Origin of the sequence: Paenibacillus sp. FSL F4-0243, assembly GCF_037963295.1 — a bacterium.
Taxonomy (GTDB): Bacteria; Bacillota; Bacilli; order Paenibacillales; family Paenibacillaceae; genus Paenibacillus_AQ.
On the sequence record NZ_CP150151.1, the window covers coordinates 3,782,370 to 3,801,742 of the forward strand.

The following is a 19,373-nucleotide window of genomic DNA, read 5'->3' on the forward strand; positions in this document are numbered from 1 at the left end:
ATTCCATTATTGTAATTTGCAATATAGATTTATCCTTTTACTGCGCCCGCCACCATTCCTTTTGTAATCTGATTGGATAAGAAAAAATAGATTAAAATGACGGGTAACGCACCCATCACTAGAAATGCACCGATATTCCCATAGTTTACAGAATACTGACTAACGAATGTGTACACACCAAAGGGCAAGGTCTTCAATTTCTCGGAGGAAATGAAGGTGGCCGCTAAGATATACTCATTCCAAATGTTGATGAACGTTAGAATACATACAGTCATTACAGGTGGGACAGATACCGGAAGAATGATCGTGCGGAAGATCCGATATACGCTCGCCCCATCAATAAAGGCTGATTCTTCAATTTCATGCGGAATGCTCTTCATAAAGCCACTTAATATGAACACCGCTATTGGGGTTGAAAAAGCTACATAAGGCAATATGAGCGATAAGTGTGTATTCAGAATATGCATATTTTTGAAAATGATCATCAGCGGAAGCAAGGTGGCCTGCATGGGGATCATCATCCCCATTAAGAAGATCGTCATGACCAAGTTGCCGTAACGCCAACGGAACCGTGAGATCGCGTAAGCTACCATCGAGCTAAGCAGGATGACGAAGATCATTGTTACACCGGTAACCACTACACTGTTAGATAAATACTTTAAATAGCTACCGGACTTATAAGCCTCGCTATAGTTATGCCACTGAAATACTTTAGGAAATGAGAAAAAACTTCCTCCCAAAATCTCTTCATTGGTCTTCAAGGAATAGAGCATTAGCCATAGCAGAGGATATAGCTGGGTAACGACAGGAATCGCAAAGAGAAGATACACGAGTCCTTTCTTGACATTCCGCATGATCGCGCACTCCTTTGCTAACTGAATTTTTTCTCAAGCTTATTAAAGATAGTATTAATGCTAGCAGTAAACACAAGGCACAGTATGACCAAGAACGAAGCGATAGCACTACCATATCCATATTTAAAGGATAAGAATGAACTGTTGTACATATGTGTAGAAATAACATCTGTAGCGTGAGCAGGTCCACCGGCTGTCATGACCATAACGAGATCAAAAGCCTGCAAAGACCCTATAAAGGCAAGTACGATAGATATTTTGAAAATTGGAATAATCAGTGGAAAAGTAATATATCGATCGGCTTTAAATCCATCAGCCCCATCAATCTTTGCCGCTTCATACAGCTCATCCGGAATATTCTGAACACCGGTATATTGAATCAGCAAATGGTAGCCAAAATATTGCCAAAGAGATACTGCATAAAGCGCGAACATCGCAATTTTAGGTTCTGTGATCCAATTGTGAGTCCAGCTATCCAGCCCAAGAGAGATCAGGACGCCATTCAACATCCCGCCCATGGAGACAGGGTCATAGATCGTTTTCCAGAGCTGCCCAATGATAACCACCGACAAAATAACCGGCGTAAAGTAAATAGAAACTAAAGTGTTTCCTTTTCTCACGTACCGATTTAGAAGGATAGCCATCAACAAACAAAATGGAATTTCCACCATGGAAGCCACAGCATAGAGTAACGTTCTCTTTACAGATGGCCAAAATACTGGATCATGAAAAAACATCTCTTGGAAATTAGCAAGTCCAGCAAATGTTTTCGTAGTCGTAATTCCGTCCCATTGCAGCAATCCTGTATAAAAGGATACTAGGATAGGAGCAAACACCAAGCACACATACAAAAGCAGGCAAGGTAACACGAAGACGGCGATTGTGCGCGCTGGAACCTTTAGTACCTTCATTATTTCCGCCCCCTAGAATGTAAACACGATGCGAAGAAGCGTTTAAGCACCCTCGCATCGCGTTTTCTAAACCTTCTTATTTATTAGCTTCAAATGCGGTTTGATGTTCTTTAGCTACTTGAGCGGAATCCACTTTTTGAACAAAAAGATTTTGGATACTGCTTAGATGGACTTGTGCCGTAGCTGGGTTCATGGTGTTGTCAAAGGCCAAGTCGCCACCTTTAACCTGATTGAACAATCCTGAAATGTTGATCGCCAGATCAGAATATCCTGCGCCTTTCAGGTCTCCATCCACTTTTTGACCAATCCCTACAGCATTTTTAAGTTCAAATTGTTTTTTAGGAAGATTCAGTGTGAAGAAATTCAAGAAATCTTTCGTTTCTTGTAAATGCTCACTGTTTGCAGAAATCGCAAAGGCGCTACCTGGTGCGAGCATGAATTCATTTGGATCCCCTTTACCATTAACACTTGGGAATTGAAAGGCTCCTGCTTTACCAGCGACTGAGGAAGCGTCAATTGCACCTGTTTCCCATGAACCGATAACCCACATAGCAGCTTTACCGGATTTGAAGATATTACCACCTGCATTAGCATCGATGGAAGTTGCTCCATCTGGGAATGCACCTGCTTGCACGAGGTCTTGGAAACGATCTACAGCTTCTACGAAAGCAGGATCTTCAAATGTTTTTTTGCCATCAAGTACGTCTTGAAGGAAGCCAGGTCCTCCATTGGTGCGAAGCAGGATATTCATGAACAAGAATGAACCCGTCCAGGAATCTTTTTCACCGATCGCGATTGGCGTAATGCCTTTTGCTTTCAAGGTTTTTACATCTTGGAGTAGTTCATCGAATGTTTTAGGAGTGTCTGCGATGCCCGCTTGCTCGAAGAGTTCTTTATTATAGTAGACTACCTCGATGTTATTACCATCTGGCAGCGCATAAACATTACCATCGAAGCTGTAGTAATCAAGTAGACCGGATTGATAAGTGTCTTTCAGTCCATTTTGATCCAGCATGTCATTCAGAGGAGCAAACAGCTTTGCATCAACGAATGGTTTCATTTGTGCAGCCGGGTTAACAATCGTAATATCAGGAATTTCTTTGGAAGCGGCTTGTGTTTTCAATTTAACCTTTTGCTGGTCCGTATTTAAAGTATCCAATTCGATGTGAATGTTAGGGTTTTCTTTTTCATATTGGTCAACTAATTCATGAAGCATCTTATAAGAAGGTGTTGCTGGATCCGGGTAAATATTTTGAAAAGTAATCGTGACCTTCTTACCGCTTTCGGTTTTTGTAGTTCCGGCATCTGGAGCATTCGTAGCTGTATTCCCTTTCGACTCTGTAGCGCCTTTACTCTCGTTGTTGTTTGAATTTCCACACGCTGCCATACTTAAAACCAAAGCTGCTGATAACGCAATTGTTGAAGTTGCCTTCATTTTTTTGCTGACCATTGTTTGACGCCCCCTATTTTCGTTATAGGCTTATTATTGTACTGTTAAGCGCTTTCAACAAGGTGTCAAATTTAAGATATATGGTTTGTTTTTTCTAGATAAATACAATATATGTCCGAACATAACGAAACACCCGCTAATTCGGGTGCTTCGATTAACAATATTTTCGATATTCTGTCTGAAAATTCGTTCAATCAGATGTTGAACCAAAATCGGTAATCTTAAGCTTTAAATCAAAGGTCACTGGAATCCGAGTAAATTCCTCGTCCCAATGATCCTTAATCTGTTTCCAGACATGCGGCTTTTCAATGCTGTACCAATCACCGAATCCTGCTACCTCCACCTTGTAAGTGGACTGCATCTTATGGATAAGACTATTGATATGTTGGGTTAATTTCTCTTCGAATATCTTCTCTAGTTCTTTGAAGTAACCAACATTCGAGGAATGCTCTTTCACATCCCAATCCTCTATTAGTCGTCCAGTGGACTCAATTGCAACATGAAACGATATCTTCTTATCATCGGTTTCATTCAGTGTAATCTTGCTCTTAACGGATTTAATCTCATAAGTAATCGAGTCATTCGACTGATCATATGCTTTGATGCTCCCGCCTTTTATATCTCCCTTGATCCAGGCAATACTCTCCACATCATGTTGGTCAAGATTGCCGATCCAATGTCCTGTATCTCCCTTGATAATACCGGCTCCGGAAAATTCGACCTCACCGTGTGCCTCCACAACGTTCTGCAACACAAAGCTTTGCTTGGAGTACATCAGCGCATCTAGATTCGACAACGTTATGCCCTTCATAACTTTACTGGTTCTGAAGTTGTTATGGACCATCTCTGCCAGTCGAAAGGAAGGAATCTCCTCCGAGGTCGTCATAAGCGTATCGGACGCGCGACCTTGACTAAGAAATATGAGACAGCTGGGACGGATATCGTTATCTCGCAGTACAAAGTCCATCAACCGTCTGATCTTCTCCTTTTGCACTAGATCCTCTGATATGACTATAACCTTGAGATGGTGGCCTATAATTGGACGGTTCTGGCGAATGGAGAACTGCCGGAATACTTCAAGCAGAGAATCTCCTGTCTCTGAAATATTGTTAAAATGGGTTTTCGGTGTTTCGCCATCTTTGCCGGAGTTCCCGATTGTTCTTTCAGGCACAATTTGTACGGTTGCCGTAACTTTATTATGCTTTTGATAGCTTCCTCCACGTTCCTCGAATTCCCGTTCGAGCGTATTAGGTTCTCCCTTGTCTAGCGCCAAACCCGTATAAACACTAAGGTCTTCAATCTCTTTACTACTCCAACAGCCAGGCTGCGTAAACAGAACCATGAGTACTAATAATATGCGTAAAACTCTCTGCCTAAACATTCTGCTTGAGTCCTTTCTTCCTGATGAGTAATACAATCGACAATAACAGTGGCAACAACATAAAAATCAGCACACCCATATAGCCAATCGAATCACCAAGACTGAAGACATCATTGATGCGTTGAGGGATCATCGTGCAGATGAAGATTACGGGCATTAAGGCGAAAATTACCGGATGGATCTTCAGATTGAACACTTGCGAGATTCCAAGCGCCGCATTAAAGAAAAAGCTGCAAAAATTACAGAACATCTGCATCAGCCAGATGACTAGCAGCGGAAATTCAAATCGTTCAAAAAAGAAACCTGAAATTTCAAAGCTCCGTACCAAATCTATCGTTGGCCAGGTACTGGTGATTACAGAATTGATGGACAGACCGCCAATAACCATCACAACAGTAACCAGATATAGTACCAGCGGGATGCAGAATCCGACCACCATCCCCTTGACTGCTTCCTGCGGTTGCTCCATAAAAGCTGTCATTGTCATTACAACTTCACAACCAGTAAAGATGAGGATACTCGACTTCATGCCATGGATGACCGGCATCAGACCTTCACTCATAAAAGGACGCAAATGCTGGATATCAAAAATCCTGGTGCTTAAGATAAAACAAATGATCAGGATAAAAATACTGATCGGAAACACAATCTGAAACACACGGGCAATGGAATTAATCCCACCATACACCAAATAAGTACCAACCCAGATGAACGGCATCACAATCGCCCAAATTGGTGTCCCTTCCAGAAGAAAGAACAATGTTACTTCCGCCAGTACACGGATTTCGAATCCCGCAATCACAATAAAGTACAGAATCAACAGTGAACTCAGTACACCACCTGGAAGATTCCCAACAATTTTTTTAGAATACTGAAAGACAGTTTTACCCGGAAATTGCTGGCTAAGTTTCACCATAACCAGTATCACTATAAGCACAGCGATCCCACCTAGCACCACAGAAACCCAGGCATCTGGAGTCTTCACACTTTTGACAATATCTCTGGGCAAGGTCAGAATTCCAGCTCCTAGCATTGAATTCGTCAGTACTATGGTAGCCTGCGAGGTTGTGATCTTGTCATCCGTACGTTTGAACACTGTGGTCTCCCCTCTGCTCCTGCTAAGAATACATTCTCTAGGACCTGCGCTTTTTCTTTTGGGTCTTCAGCATCTCCGGTCTTCGCTTCATGATGGATAACGGTGCACGGACGAATAAATCCTTCCAGTCACTTACCCGGAAAGGTGAGATAGGGGTGATGTAAGGAACCCCGAAGCTTGAAAGCCGAGTCAGATGACTGCAAATCAGCAGAAAGAACAGGATGGTTCCGAACATGCCCAGGACTGCCGCAAATAACATGCCTGCGAATCGTAAGATTCGGAGGGTGATGCCGGCACTGTACATCGGTATGGAAAACGAAGAGATCGCTGTCACGGCAACGACAATGACTAGAAAGGGACTTACAATACCAGCCTGTACCGCGGCATCTCCAATGATCAGACCTCCAACAATTCCCATTGCCGGACCTATGGGCTTCGGCAGACGAATTCCAGCTTCACGTAATATTTCAATGGAAATCTCCAGAATCAACACTTCAATTAAAGCAGGAAAGGGTACGCCTTGGCGTGTTTCGATAATGGAAATCGCCAGCTGTGTAGGAATTAGCCCCGGATGAAAGGAAATAAAAGAAATATACAGCGCAGGGGCTAACAGAGCCAGAAATGATGCGCAAAACCGTAGCACCCGTAATAGTGTTCCTGGTAACCAGCGTTCATAGTAATCCTCGGGAGACTGCAAAAGCATACTGAACGTCACTGGAACAATAAGTGCAAACGGTGTGCCATCAAGTAAAATGGCAATTCTCCCCTCTAATAAGGAGGCAATCACACGATCGGGTCTTTCCGTGTTCTGTGTTTGCTGAAACGGACTTAAATAATCATCCTCGATTAACTGCTCCACATAGCCAGATTCCAGAATGAAATCCATATCAATTTTGGAGATCCGGTCCTTCACTTCCTGTAGCAGATCAGGATTTACAATGTTTTTCATATAAGCGATAACCAGATTCTTCTTGATTTCGCTGCCCACTTCAACCTTTTGCATTTCTAGATTCTTATTGAGTCCTTGGCGCCGTAGCATAGAGGTATTCTCGCTGAGCACTTCGGTAAAGCCAATCCGAGGTCCCCGCAGTAACGCTTCCGAGGTCGGCTCATTAATAGCGCGCACTGCTCCATGTGGAAAGCCAACCAGCAGCATCTCACGCATTCCTTCGACAATCAGTGCAGTGTAGCCAAACAGGACAGACTCCTGCAGATAGTCCAAATCTCTGGTTTCATTAAGCTGAACCAGCGGGAGCATATTCTGTTTCATATAGGTGTATATTCCTTCCGAAGCCTGCATTTCACCAGCAAACATCAGATTTTGCAGCACCTGTTGATTGATCAGCTCTTCATCCTGCATTCCCTCTACATAAACCAACACGGCACGTGCCTGAATACTTTTTACTGAGAATTCACGGAAATGCACATCACTGTTATCCCCCAATGCCATTCTTATCGTTGTTAGGTTGGCATCATAGTCTTGAGTAAACGCTGTACACACAGGAGGCTGCTGATTTGCTTCATCGTTGTCTGCCTTCTTTAGTTCCGAATCCTGAGATTTAGCCCCTGATTCCTTGGAACGTCCGCTTCCAACATAAAAATACAAATGCTTGTAAAGATAATAAATCCCTATGGGAAAGAGCAGCGTGATCGCCGCTTGCATGAAAATTGTCCAATCCGGAATATAAGAGACTATTTTAGACCACATCGTAATCATCCTCTAATAGGAATCTTCTAGATACTATTCTCCGCATGTCCTATTTTTATACAACTTTTGGAATAGAAGGAAAGTATAGATCGGTGCAAGGAGATAAATGTTGTTGTGCATCCAAACATAAAGAGACGCCCGCATAAGCGGGCGTCTCGATAAAAAATATTTAAGATAGTTACTGTGGTTGCCGCCATTGTTTTAGCACTTCAAGTAGCCCCGGAACATCTAATCCATCCAAAGAAAAAGCTTTGCGTAGCAGCTCATGCGGGATGAATTCGTCGTATTTCCCGAGATAAGGAGCTTCATCTGGAGATAATAAGGATAACGGATCTGTGGCAGCCATACTCTCAGCGATGATCTCCGCCTCAAGCGTTTCTGCATCTGTTTTGCCTGCAACCACCATATAATAAGGTTCCATCGGCACGATAGAACGAAGTCCCTGTGAGCTCTTCAAATTGTTTTTAAGAAGGCGCTCCAGTGTGCGGAATTGCCGACTACCCGCCCAAGGCAGAATGAACATTGAATCTCCACCTGCTGGCATAACGGAGCGTTCAAGCATTCCACTCTCCTTCGCTAAACGGCGGGCTCTCTCAAGCCGCGCAGCGGCACTTGGAGCTAGATAGGGATACAGTGCAGTTGCGCCTAAGACTTCACGTATCTTGGTCATAATGCGTGTATGTACATCTCCACCCGCTCCAAGCCACAACGTATCCACTTTACCGCGTGAGGTTTTTACATAAACAGCTTTATGGCGATTATCGACCTCTTCTACCTTCCAGAGCTTCCCTGCCAGAGTAAAACAGTAACCCGGTGGTGGTACTGTTGTGATCGATCCAATTTCCTCTGTTCCATTATAGACAACATGCTCTTCATCGTCTTTAAAGACAGCGTAGAAGCGGAAGTTGTTCACGATTTTCTCCCCTGCCATCCCGATAATCAAGCTGCCTTCATCCATCTTCTCGATTTGTCCCATGCCCAGCATATAAGTCATGAAGGTATCGTAGTCCGCAGGATCAATGCTATTGAAGGAAGGTAAGCTTAGTACAGCCTCCTTTAAATCCTCCGGCTCCGCCTCCCCCATACTCTTCAATATGCTCATTGTCTGATGGTATAACAGCCCCACTGGCAGCTGGCGCACCACCAGTGGTTCAACCCACTTCTCGCGCACATATAGCTCAATAACCGCTATCGCTCGAAGCAGCGTCCAAGGCATCCGTGCCGGAAGCTGCGCTTCCTCATCCTCTTCCTCGGGCGTGACAAAGATCATCTCGGATGCGGCGTCACCGCGCCTGCCCGAGCGGCCGAGTCGCTGCACAAAGCTTGCGCAGCTATAAGGAGCGCCGACCTGGAGCACCCGCTCCAGCTCTCCTAGATCAATGCCCAGCTCCAGCGTCAAAGTCGCTGCCGCAACTGCAGGTCCGGAGCCTTGCCGCAGCGCGGCTTCCGTCTCTTGCCGGAGCATCGCGGAGATGCTGCCATGGTGAACGTGAAAAACATCCCGTTCCCCACGCTTCGCGGCCGTTCTCCGCAGCTCAAGGGTTGCCGTCTCCGCATCCGAGCGGCTATTCGTGAAGATCAACGCTTTCTTAAGATGCGTATGATCGTAAATGAAATCGTAGTAAGACTGCTTCGCGCGTTCTAAATGCTCCGCCTGCACTTCATCCCGTGCATCCGGGAAAGAGAAATGCTCCACACTTAAACGGAGCTTACGCCCGCCCTGTGGAGCGGACACCTCTACGCTCTCCCGCGTCCCTGCCGTCAGCCACTCCGTCACCGAAGCATAGTCGCTAAGCGTAGCCGATAGACCGATTCTACGCGGATGACATCCCGCCATTCGTGAGATTCTCGCCAGCTGACTCAGAACCTGAATCCCCCGATCAGCACCCATAAAGGCATGCACTTCGTCAATGACAATATAACGGAGATCATGGAACAGCGCCGGAATAGCATTCGGGCGGTTCATCAGTAATCCCTCAAGGGATTCAGGGGTAATCTGTAGCACGCCGGAAGGATTCTGCACCAGTTTCGTCTTATCGGCTTGCGGAACATCCCCATGCCAGTGCCATACCGGAATATTGCCTTCACGGAGCAAATCGTTCAGCCGTGTAAATTGATCGTTAATCAATGCTTTCAGAGGAGCGATATACAGAATACCAACCGAACCGGAAGGACGTTCATACAGCTCAGTAAGCGCTGGGAAAAAAGCCGCCTCTGTCTTACCTGAAGCTGTACCCGAAGCAATCAGTAAGTGATGCGGTGTATTAAACAGCACACGACAGGCATCCACCTGTGCCTCACGCAAAGTCTCCCAACGGTTCTTATAGATAAACTCTTTAATAAAGGGAGCCAGCCTATAAAACGGATTATCACTCATAATTCAAACTCCGCGAGGAACCCATCTAACTCATTTTGTTCAGTATCAGCAGGTTTAGAGGTTCGTTCGCCTACTAGCTTCTCGAAAGAGATCTCCGGATGCTGGTGTAAGGTGTGAAGTAGATCCATGAAATCACGCACCACTTCACGCGGAGTCAGGAGCTCGTCTGCCCCTAATCTGCCCACAGCTTCTTCCATAAAATGAACCAATTGTTCCTGTGTTAACCGTGCTTCGTAACCATAATGAAGGGCATGGATATCTCTAAGCTTTTGCAAAAGGATCAGAATTTCTTCGTGTGAGAGCATGTCCAGTGCAATAATAGGCCCAGTATAATTGTTCAGACCTGCTGCGCCGTATCTTCCTGCAACTAATCTTGAACGCAACGCTTCATAACTAAATAATCCACGCCGTCCATCCTCCACAAATTGCGGAGTCCCCCCTATAAAAATCCCTAGGCTTTCTGCCTTGCCCTGCATCGTATCGTTGAACATCGTAAGCAGCTTTTCATAGTTACTCTGACGCGAGATACTGTTCGTGATTTTGTAGAGATTGACGCCTTCGTCTATGAACAGCAGCAGTCCCTTATAACCGATAGCAGAAGTGAATTCCGCCCACAGCTTCATATAATCATACCAATTATCATCATCAATAATCACGCCAACACCAAGTGCTTTTCGTGCTTCCGTTCGAGTAGCGAATTCACCTCTTAGCCAGCGAAGGGAATCCTGCTTCAATTCATCGTCAGCCAGCTTATGGGCATTCCAATAAGAAGCCAGCACCTTGGCAAAATCAAATCCATGCACCAAACCGCGCATTTCGGAGGCTACAGCATAGATTCGTTTCTCTACCTCTTCTCCAAGTTGGGGGTGATCAGGGCCGTATTCATTCTCCTGCATCACAGACTGCTGAAGCGTAATAATCCATTTTTGCAAAATAATCTCCAGAGCGCCTCCATCTGGACGCGTCCGGGTAGACAAATGACTCATCAGCTCTCGATATGTAGCAAGACCTTGTCCTTTCGTTCCCACTAATCTTCGTTCAGGGGATAGATCCGCATCGGCTACTACAAAATCCCGATCCATCGCATAATTACGGATCATCTGCAAAAGAAAGCTTTTGCCGCTACCGAATTTGCCGGTAATCAGCTTAAAAGCAGCTCCACCCTCCGCAATATTATCCATATCTCTCAATATCGCTTCAATCTCTGGCCGGCGGCCAACGGCTATATGCTCTAGTCCGATACGCGGAACCACACCGGCTGTCAGTGAATTGACTAGCGCTGTCGTCATACGTTTGGGTATTTTTAAACCATTCATCCAAAGTTCACCCCATTAAATATTAAGCAGATGAATTTTATATTCTTCTGCAATTTCTTCATCATCTATGATCAAATCACCTAGAATGTTCATTGCGATATCATTGATCTCATCAATCAAGAGTTCTGACATCGTGCCATTTGCAGCCGCTAGCTTCTGTATGGTTTGTGTTCCATCCTCGTTCATAAACGCAATCAAAGCTTCGTGTTGGAGTGGACTTAAAGCATTAGAGAACTGCTCCCATTCCGTATCTACGTTAGCAGATTGAATTTCTTTTATAGTTAATTCAGGCTCAGGAGACTGAAGCGGTACAATGATTTCATCTTCAATATCTTCAAATTCTTCTTTTTCTACTACTTCTTCAAGCTCGGATTCCTCATTAGTAATCTCAAAACCGCTATCCTCAAGTTCTTCCAGCTCGTTCATTTCCTCAACCGTAAGCATGGTTCGTACAATCTCGGAATCACTCTGCAGCCTTTCAAGCTTCTCACGATCAATAACTACTGCCGGCCCCTTATCTTCCTGTTTCTCTTTCTCAAATTCCCGCTTCAGAAAACGAGTGATAAGGTCATCCATATCCGCATCCACATTAACCCCTTTGAGCCGTCCTCGATACCCCAGCAGTTCCCGTAATTTATTCTCAGTCAAACGGAATAGCCTTGTAATCAAACTGCGAAGCGGTGGAGATTTACTGATACGCACAACCGGTATAAGCACTGAATAACCATATAGCGAAATATCATATACGGCGCTACGAAATAAATAACGCTCCCGCAATACTGAGGGGCCTGGTGGGAACATTTCAACCAAATTCGAACCATGTTTCTGACTGACATAAGCGTTGATTAATGCCACTACCTGTGGAATATATCGTTCAAGGGCTTCTTTACCTTCCCCCATATAAAACTTCGATTTACTAATATCGTAGTCCGACATTGCTGTTAATACCGTAAAGGTTAACTGCTCAGGAGCTACAGTAAGACATCTCTCTAACTCTAGCTCTGCCAAATCTCCGGCAAGACCGCGTGAACGAGCAACGATTAAAGATAGAGGCACATTCAAATGATGAACAAACGAGAAGTCCGCGATCCAACCACCCAAATATTGATCCAGACGTTTATAATTTTCACGATAAGCTTCCCAGATTTGACTGAGCTGCTTATAGCCATCATAAGGATCTTGCCAGCCTACACCATTAATAAGCTCATACACGTGCAGAAAAATATATGAAAGATCCGTTTTCGGATATCTACCCTGTCTAACTTCATTGCGCCAATAAAAATACCATCTACTTTGCGTGCCCGTCATATGACCATACGTTGGCCAGTAACTCTTAAAAGGAATAAATAGCGCCGAATCCTCGGTTCTATGTTCCAACTCCTTCGCTCTAGCTACAAACTGACCTTCGGTGGTTGTCACAGGCTCCGGCGTGTCGGTCTCCAGATCCCAAAGCTGAAGCTGTAAAGAAGGTTCAGACGACTCTTTAGGCTTCCCTACATTTGCAGTAGATAACTTTGGCAGCGCTGGTTCTGATGAATTTCGCGGGGGAATAGGAACATTTTGTTCCGTACTTTCCCAGACTAATTCCGTGAAATGAGGCTGATTCCTATCCTTACTCATGTTCGATCGCTCCGTTCTTATAAAAGAAGGACTAATGCAAGCATAACGCCTTCTTTGCGGGGGCCCTAAATGTATAGTAGTTTCTAATGTTAAAAAAAACGGCCCTGTTCACAACTGTGAAGGAACCGTTTTGTTCTTATTAAATTTTAGCATTGTTGGTAGATTAACATCAAGTATGTAATGAAGAATTATCCTCTACAGGAGCTCCGTTCCCTTTGTCTCTTTTCCTAGGAAGAGCACCGCTAACGCACCGATAATAATCGTTACAAAAAATAACATGAATATCGAGCCAATCGCTATAGATTTACCTACCAGCACCCCTACTAACAAAGGAGCGATGATGCCACCAATCCGTCCAAAGGAAGTCGCTAAACCAGCGCCTGTTGAACGAATAGTTGTTGGGTACAACTCTGGTGTATAAGCGTACATGCCACCCCATGCTCCGAGATTAAAGAATGATAAGCAGATTCCAGCAGCCATCAGCATTCCTTCTGTAGTTGCATTTCCGAACCATGCCGCACTAACGGCAGTGAACAGCATATAGATGACCAGGACAAACTTACGTCCGAACTTCTCGATGAAGTAAGCGGCAGTAAAGTAACCCGGCAGCTGAGCTAGCGTCATGATAAGCACGTATTCGAAGCTTTTAACCAAGCTGAAGCCTTTAAGTACCATAACTGTAGGCAGCCATAGAAACATCCCATAATACGAAAACACTACAGTAAACCATAAAATCCACAGCATAATCGTAGAACGACGATACTCTGGTGACCATACTGTTGTGATACGTTTTTTCAAGGACACAGGCGCCTTCTTGATCTCAGCAAACTTCGGTGAATCGTCTATAGCGCGTCTTAAGTATAGAGCGTATAGAGCAGGAACAGCACCAATACCGAATGCTACACGCCAGCCATAATCAGGAATAACAAAGAATGCAATTAAAGCAGAAGCGATCCATCCAACCGCCCAAAAGCTCTCCAGCAGCACAACCGCACGGCCTCTCTCACGGGCAGGCATACTTTCAGACACTAATGTTGAGGCGACGGGCAGCTCCCCACCTAGTCCAAAGCCAGCGATAAATCTAAGTACACAGAGTATTCCGAAGCCTGTTGCAAAAGCCGATAACCCACTCGCAGCCGAGAAAATTAGGAGTGTCCATAAAAGTATCGGTTTACGTCCAAAACGATCGGCTAATATCCCTGCTGCCGCAGCACCCACAGCCATGCCCACGGAGTTAATACTTGTCAATATACCTATCTGCTCCGGTCCCAGATTCCAATCCTTGGCTAAAGCCGCTACAACAAAAGAAATCATCCCGACGTCCATCGCGTCGAACATCCAGCTTAAGCCTGCACTGAAGAGTAATTTCCTTTGCTTCGGATTCCGCAGCAGTGTCATTTGATTCACTTCTAAGCCCCCTTATATCCAACATATATCTTATGAAACTTACTTTTGATTGTTTCACTTATACATATTAAAATTGAAGCGTTCAAAAATCAAGAAATAAAGCTGCATTAAAGTATTGTCTGGCAAGCGATTGAAAATAACAGGTCTGAACAGCTATCGTGGCTATCAGAAGTATGTTGCGGACAGACTCTCTCTGAGATCTCGTAAGATGCGTCAGCCGATTGATCACACGATCTGTGGAACTTCTAAGCAGGGAATCTTCTTTCCAGGAGAACTCCTTGTGTAAAAGTTGATCTACTTTACATTGGGTTTGTATAGTTGGATTGCTCTTGATCTCTTCAAACAGCCCAGCATATGCGTAATACAGCTTTGTCGGTTCTATAAGATCATCATCGTCTCGATCTGGCTTTAAGAACATTAATCGGAATAGCTGACGAATACTTTCGAAATTCAGGGCCGATTTGAGATCATCGATCATAAACAGAAGTGCTGCCTGATTAACTGAATACTTCTTTCCTTCTCTTGGAGAACCGAGATACTCCTTAAAATCACGCTTCACCCAATTTTGCATAGTTGTCACAGTCAAAGTGGAATACTCTATTAGATGGCCTAATGAAGCAATTTCACCGAGTGAAAAGCCTTTTACATCATGCCCCTTAATGATCTTTTGAAAAATGGGTGGAACATCTGTAGATAAAAAAGCGGGTAACGAAGTCCCCTTTTGTACTTCATCAAGATGAAATTTAGTCCATGCCTCTTGGAGGATATTCAGCGGTTTCCGGTCTGATAATCCGGTCAATGAGAGCAGAAGACTGGACATCTCCACACGAGTCAATGCAAATGATTCCATATCTGTTTCCCTCCACCATTTGATATTTCTCTGAAAAGTTCGTAGAATAGTTCATAAGAACTCATAATATGAGTATAACCTATTTTAGGAACGAAAGGGATGGTAAAGATTATATGGGTATAGGACTTAGTTTGACGTTGGTGGCTATTTTGATTATTTTAACCGCTTTTTTTGTAGCAACGGAATTTGCATTGGTGAGACTTAGAGGTAGTCAGATCAGTCAAATGGTGATCGAGGGAAAGAAGAACGCGCTTGCTGTACAACGAGTGTCTGCTAATCTTGACGGGTACTTATCTGCTTGTCAGCTCGGGATTACAATCACTGCACTGGGTATTGGTGCACTGGCAGAGCCAGCGTTTGAGCAGTTGCTCCTTCCGGTATTCGACTGGGCTAATATTAGTCCAAGTGTGAGTCACCCTCTTGCGTTCTTATTCGCATTCGTCATTGCAACATTCCTACACGTCGTTGTCGGGGAACTTGCTCCGAAGACAGTAGCTATAAACATTCCGGAAAAAATCGGTCAAATTACATCACCGCTGATTATTTGGTTCTACAGAATTTTGTACCCACTCATTTGGTTTATGAATGGTTCCGCAAATCTGCTTGTTCGCCTTTTTGGGATGAAGCCTGCCAGTGAGCATGGAGACGCTCATAGTGAAGATGAGATTCGTTTGATCTTATCCGAAAGCTATGAAAGTGGAAAAATCAATAAAGCTGAATATGGCTATGTCAACCGTATCTTTACTTTTGACGAGATGTTGGCCAAAGAAATCATGGTTCCACGAACGGATATGGTATGTCTTTTCACCAATCATTCATTGAAAGAAAATTTTGAGATTATTCGTAAGGAACAATATACTCGCTTCCCGGTTGCAGAAGGTAGCAAGGATAATATCATCGGAATGATTAATACGAAACAGCTTTATTTGCAATATGACAATAACCCTGATTTTGATTTCAAAGGCTTGATTCAGCCAGTCCTAACCGTATCTGAGGTAACACCTGTTAAGAACCTTTTAACACGTATGCAGTTGGAGCGGGTGCATATCGCCCTGCTGCTTGATGAATATGGCGGAACGTCTGGACTCATCACAATTGAAGATATTTTGGAAGAAATCGTTGGTGAAATTCGAGATGAATTTGACGGTGATGAGCGCAGAGAAATTGAGAAACTAAGCGATACAAATTATCTGTTCGATGGTAAGGTATCTTTAATTGAGGTCAAGGAGCTTACCGGTCTTGATTTCGAACATGAGGAAGTGACAACGATTGGAGGCTGGTTATATAGTCATATCCCAGATCCGGCCGTTGGCAAAAGCATTGTACATGACAACGTAACCTTAATCATCCGTGAAATGAACAGATACCGTGTACGCAAGGTTGAGGTCATCATTGAGACCACTGGTGACACTGAATCGTCAGAGCTTGAGAATTCATAAGCTTTTAATCATAAAAAAAAGGATAGAGTTATCAGATTAAATCTGATCCTCTATCCTTTTTTCTTTTATCAAAATCTTACTCATGTAATATTCATCCACCCATTGACCATCGATCACAAGTGATTTTCTCTTTGTCCCTTCGATCTCAAACCCATTTTTGATATATAGCGACATCGCTAGCTCATTATGGGTCATAACTGTTAACTCTAACCGGACAATTTCAGTATTCTTAGCCCATACATCCAGTTCTTTGAATAGCCCCGTACCAATCCCCTGACCTTGATGCTGTCTTAGAACTCCAATGACTATGTACGCACTATGGCGATTGCGTCTAACATTTCCACCTCTAACCGACATAAAACCTATCAAATGGTTATCAACCTCAGCACCAATAAGGATTGAAGTATTTGCTAAAGCGAAGCTTTCGATCATCTCTTTGACCTGATTTAGACTGGATTGTCGTTCATCCGGCTCTAATAACATAAATTTGGATTCCTGATCCAACTGATGCTGTAATCGAAGTAATTCTTCTGCATCCTCTGGTATAAGCACTTTAAGTGTAACCATCATATCATCACTTCCAATCATAAATAGCTATAAGTACTTTTTGAACAGCTTACTGGAGCTGCTATTGTATCCAAGATGCTCGTAAAATTGATGTGCATCCTCTCTTCTGACCGCACTCGATAGCATGATCTTAAGGGCGCCCTTAGAAGTGGCTACGTGCTCAGCGTATCTCATTAGTCTCGCTCCGTAACCTTTCCCTCTCACCTCTTGTGATATGATGACTCTTTCAATGACAGCAAAGGGTCGATCATCACATAAAGCATCCATACATAAATGAAGATGAAGCGTACCAACAATAGTCCCTTCTTCTTCGTACACATAAAGAAAACTATCCGTATTGTCAGCTATCCGCTTCAGTCGGTCCGGTGACACTTGTATAGCTGTCTGCTCAGGCAATAACATTCGATATAAATTTTCAATATACAATGCGTCTTCAGAAACAGCCTCTCTTATCATTTGTTTATTCCTTTCTTAAACGTTCTTAACAACGGCAGACCATGATAACATTACCATTCGGATCTTTAAAATTAAACCAATGATCATGCTCGATATCCGTAAGAATCTCTCCGCCATTTGCTTTCACATAATCGTAAGCAGCATCAATATCCTCGGTATTTAGATGAAAAGAGGGGATATTAAGAACGGACTCAGAAGTGTAAATTTTGCTGTCTAATACGATTTCTGGTCCTTGCATGGGGATCACGTATAGATGCCCGAATAATACTTCACCATCCAAAGGCAAACCAAGCAATTGGCAATACCATTCTTTGGATTTCTCAATATCCTTTACCGGAATAAAAACTGCACCAATCTGATTCAGAATCGGACTTACCACCATTAAGAAAGCCTCCTCTTTAAAGTTGCAGAATAGGGTGTTATTCTAGAATAATTCGATAAAATATGTCAATTACCTCCCTCCACTTAGGGAAGGTCTGGCAAGTTATGTTATAATTTTGTGTGCACTACTCTAATTTCACGTATGACAGGAGAATTGAATTGGCTAATCTGAACTTCGGTGGATTGAAATTAACTCCACCAAAAGTCTTATCACTAGGATTTGTAATACTTATCACTGCCGGAACTTTTTTACTTAGTTTGCCGGTCGCCTCAGTAGAAGGGCATATTTCTTTTATTGATGCATTATTCATGGCTACATCGGCAACCTGTGTTACAGGTCTGGCAGTCATTGATACGGGCACACAGTTGACTACTTTTGGACAAGTTGTTCTACTCGTATTATTTCAATTTGGGGGATTGGGTTTTATTACGATGGCCACCTTGATTACTTTGGTCCTTAATAAACGAATATCCTTTAAAGAGCGAATTCTTATGCAAGAATCTATGAACCAGAATTCCATGCAAGGTATTGTCCAGTTGATCCGCAGAGTCCTGATCTATTCCCTTGTTATTCAGCTCACAGGTGCCATCGTGTTTGCCGGTAGGTTTATGATGGATATGCCTTTCGGGAAAGCTGTATATTATGGAATTTTTCACAGCATATCTATTTTTAATAATGCAGGCTTTGATTTATTCGGTGACATTCATGGGCCCTTTAGTGGACTTACACGTTTTGTAAATGATCCTATAGTGAATTTCACCTCAATGATCCTCATCTTTCTTGGAGGGGTCGGTTTTATCGTTCTATCTGATGTTTTTGACTTTCCAAAACGTAAAAAGCTTACTCTACATTCTAAGGTTGTTCTTTCGACCTCGATGATATTGATTGTCATTGGGGCTGCTCTATTTTTCTTACTAGAATTTAATTCTACGCTGAAGCCCTTGAGTGCAGGTGGAAAGATGATGGCTACATTTTTACAAGCGATAACACCACGTTCAGGTGGCGTCACTACGATTGAAATTCCACTGATGCGGGAATCTACACAATTTCTAATGATTCTGCTAATGTTCATAGGGGCTGCGCCTGGATCTACTGGTGGGGGAATTAAGATTACTACGTTCGCTGTTCTAGTGGCTGCGGTTTCTGCAAGACTAAGGGGTAAAGAGGATATTGTAATGTTTCGTCATCGGATCGCCAAAGAAAATGTCTATAGAGCCGTGACGATGACACTGATGTCTCTAATGTTAGTGGTCATTGCTACGATGTTGTTATCCGTGACAGAAAAGGCTGACTTTCTTGCTGTACTCTTTGAATCCGTATCTGCATTCGGGACTTCTGGTCTCTCCATGGGACTTACTCCAGAATTGACTACGGCGGGTAAAGTGCTCATTATTTTTCTAATGTTTCTGGGTCGGACAGGTCCGCTTACTCTAGCTTATGCACTCAAACCTAAGGGTAGTAAGGAACTTTACAGATATCCTGAAGGTAAGATTACAATCGGATAAGGTGAGATGTAACCAGCGGCAATGATTATTGCCGCTGGTAATCAATCAACACTT

The 19,373-nt window shown here is 43.5% G+C and carries 16 protein-coding genes; 2 read left to right on the forward strand and 14 right to left on the reverse strand.

The window, feature by feature from the left end; all coding sequences use genetic code 11:
- Positions 1–29: 29 nt before the first annotated feature.
- The 11 genes from NSS87_RS16570 to NSS87_RS16620 form a co-directional block, all read right to left on the reverse strand.
- Positions 30–854, reverse strand: a complete 825-nt coding sequence (locus NSS87_RS16570) for a carbohydrate ABC transporter permease (protein ID WP_042188564.1) — start codon at positions 852–854, stop codon at positions 30–32.
- 17 nt (positions 855–871) lie between these two features.
- Positions 872–1,765 carry a sugar ABC transporter permease gene (locus NSS87_RS16575; RefSeq protein ID WP_339241377.1) on the reverse strand — a complete coding sequence of 298 codons (894 nt, stop codon included), beginning with the start codon at positions 1,763–1,765 and terminating at the stop codon, positions 872–874.
- A gap of 76 nt (positions 1,766–1,841) precedes the next feature.
- On the reverse strand, positions 1,842–3,215 hold the full coding sequence (locus NSS87_RS16580) for an extracellular solute-binding protein (protein WP_042188568.1): 1,374 nt from the start codon (positions 3,213–3,215) through the stop codon (positions 1,842–1,844).
- A 190-nt stretch (positions 3,216–3,405) separates the two neighbouring features.
- The gene (locus NSS87_RS16585) at positions 3,406–4,596 is read right to left on the reverse strand and encodes a Ger(x)C family spore germination protein (protein WP_339241380.1); all 1,191 of its coding nucleotides are present in this window, start codon (positions 4,594–4,596) and stop codon (positions 3,406–3,408) included.
- Positions 4,589–5,692 (reverse strand): GerAB/ArcD/ProY family transporter, encoded by a 1,104-nt coding sequence (locus NSS87_RS16590; protein WP_339241383.1) that lies wholly within the window; start codon positions 5,690–5,692, stop codon positions 4,589–4,591. The genes NSS87_RS16585 and NSS87_RS16590 overlap by 8 nt, the downstream gene beginning before the upstream one ends.
- A 37-nt stretch (positions 5,693–5,729) precedes the next feature.
- Positions 5,730–7,400, reverse strand: coding sequence for a spore germination protein (locus NSS87_RS16595; RefSeq protein ID WP_042188574.1), 1,671 nt, complete (start codon positions 7,398–7,400; stop codon positions 5,730–5,732).
- Positions 7,401–7,578: 178 nt separating this feature from the next.
- Positions 7,579–9,777 (reverse strand): DEAD/DEAH box helicase, encoded by a 2,199-nt coding sequence (locus tag NSS87_RS16600; RefSeq protein WP_339241386.1) that lies wholly within the window; start codon positions 9,775–9,777, stop codon positions 7,579–7,581.
- Positions 9,774–11,093 carry an ATP-binding protein gene (locus NSS87_RS16605; protein WP_339241388.1) on the reverse strand — a complete coding sequence of 440 codons (1,320 nt, stop codon included), beginning with the start codon at positions 11,091–11,093 and terminating at the stop codon, positions 9,774–9,776. The genes NSS87_RS16600 and NSS87_RS16605 overlap by 4 nt, the downstream gene beginning before the upstream one ends.
- Positions 11,094–11,108: 15 nt before the next feature.
- Complete coding sequence (locus NSS87_RS16610; RefSeq protein WP_339241391.1) at positions 11,109–12,713, reverse strand: TerB N-terminal domain-containing protein; 1,605 nt, start codon at positions 12,711–12,713, stop codon at positions 11,109–11,111.
- Between the two features lie 195 nt (positions 12,714–12,908).
- Complete coding sequence (locus tag NSS87_RS16615; RefSeq protein ID WP_143759352.1) at positions 12,909–14,120, reverse strand: MFS transporter; 1,212 nt, start codon at positions 14,118–14,120, stop codon at positions 12,909–12,911.
- An 82-nt stretch (positions 14,121–14,202) separates the two neighbouring features.
- Positions 14,203–14,970 carry a DUF1836 domain-containing protein gene (locus tag NSS87_RS16620; protein ID WP_042188578.1) on the reverse strand — a complete coding sequence of 256 codons (768 nt, stop codon included), beginning with the start codon at positions 14,968–14,970 and terminating at the stop codon, positions 14,203–14,205.
- A gap of 113 nt (positions 14,971–15,083) precedes the next feature.
- Here NSS87_RS16620 and NSS87_RS16625 point away from each other — a divergent pair, with 113 nt between their 5' ends.
- Positions 15,084–16,409 (forward strand): hemolysin family protein, encoded by a 1,326-nt coding sequence (locus NSS87_RS16625; protein ID WP_042188579.1) that lies wholly within the window; start codon positions 15,084–15,086, stop codon positions 16,407–16,409.
- Between the two features lie 36 nt (positions 16,410–16,445).
- Here NSS87_RS16625 and NSS87_RS16630 read toward each other — a convergent pair whose 3' ends face one another.
- The 3 genes from NSS87_RS16630 to NSS87_RS16640 are packed head-to-tail and all read right to left on the reverse strand — an operon-like array spanning position 16,446 to position 17,811.
- Complete coding sequence (locus tag NSS87_RS16630) at positions 16,446–16,979, reverse strand: GNAT family N-acetyltransferase (RefSeq protein ID WP_042188581.1); 534 nt, start codon at positions 16,977–16,979, stop codon at positions 16,446–16,448.
- A gap of 24 nt (positions 16,980–17,003) precedes the next feature.
- Entirely contained in the window at positions 17,004–17,432 is a 429-nt protein-coding gene (locus tag NSS87_RS16635; RefSeq protein WP_339241396.1) for a GNAT family N-acetyltransferase, read from the reverse strand.
- 25 nt (positions 17,433–17,457) lie between these two features.
- Positions 17,458–17,811, reverse strand: a complete 354-nt coding sequence (locus NSS87_RS16640; RefSeq protein ID WP_042193979.1) for a VOC family protein — start codon at positions 17,809–17,811, stop codon at positions 17,458–17,460.
- 161 nt (positions 17,812–17,972) lie between these two features.
- Here NSS87_RS16640 and NSS87_RS16645 point away from each other — a divergent pair, with 161 nt between their 5' ends.
- Positions 17,973–19,319, forward strand: coding sequence for a TrkH family potassium uptake protein (locus NSS87_RS16645; protein ID WP_081393020.1), 1,347 nt, complete (start codon positions 17,973–17,975; stop codon positions 19,317–19,319).
- The last annotated feature ends 54 nt before the right edge of the window (positions 19,320–19,373 follow it).

Bases quoted from the DNA above. Each gene is read 5' to 3' on its own strand.
- NSS87_RS16600 (WP_339241386.1), bottom strand. From the start codon at position 9,777: ATGAGTGATAATCCGTTTTATAGGCTGGCTCCCTTTATTAAAGAGTTT.
- NSS87_RS16630 (WP_042188581.1), bottom strand. From the start codon at position 16,979: ATGATGGTTACACTTAAAGTGCTTATACCAGAGGATGCAGAAGAATTA.
- NSS87_RS16570 (WP_042188564.1), bottom strand. From the start codon at position 854: ATGCGGAATGTCAAGAAAGGACTCGTGTATCTTCTCTTTGCGATTCCT.
- NSS87_RS16625 (WP_042188579.1), top strand. From the start codon at position 15,084: ATGGGTATAGGACTTAGTTTGACGTTGGTGGCTATTTTGATTATTTTA.
- NSS87_RS16620 (WP_042188578.1), bottom strand. From the start codon at position 14,970: ATGGAATCATTTGCATTGACTCGTGTGGAGATGTCCAGTCTTCTGCTC.
- NSS87_RS16610 (WP_339241391.1), bottom strand. From the start codon at position 12,713: ATGAGTAAGGATAGGAATCAGCCTCATTTCACGGAATTAGTCTGGGAA.
- NSS87_RS16575 (WP_339241377.1), bottom strand. From the start codon at position 1,765: ATGAAGGTACTAAAGGTTCCAGCGCGCACAATCGCCGTCTTCGTGTTA.
- NSS87_RS16595 (WP_042188574.1), bottom strand. From the start codon at position 7,400: ATGTGGTCTAAAATAGTCTCTTATATTCCGGATTGGACAATTTTCATG.
- NSS87_RS16635 (WP_339241396.1), bottom strand. From the start codon at position 17,432: ATGATAAGAGAGGCTGTTTCTGAAGACGCATTGTATATTGAAAATTTA.
- NSS87_RS16605 (WP_339241388.1), bottom strand. From the start codon at position 11,093: ATGAATGGTTTAAAAATACCCAAACGTATGACGACAGCGCTAGTCAAT.
- NSS87_RS16580 (WP_042188568.1), bottom strand. From the start codon at position 3,215: ATGGTCAGCAAAAAAATGAAGGCAACTTCAACAATTGCGTTATCAGCA.
- NSS87_RS16585 (WP_339241380.1), bottom strand. From the start codon at position 4,596: ATGTTTAGGCAGAGAGTTTTACGCATATTATTAGTACTCATGGTTCTG.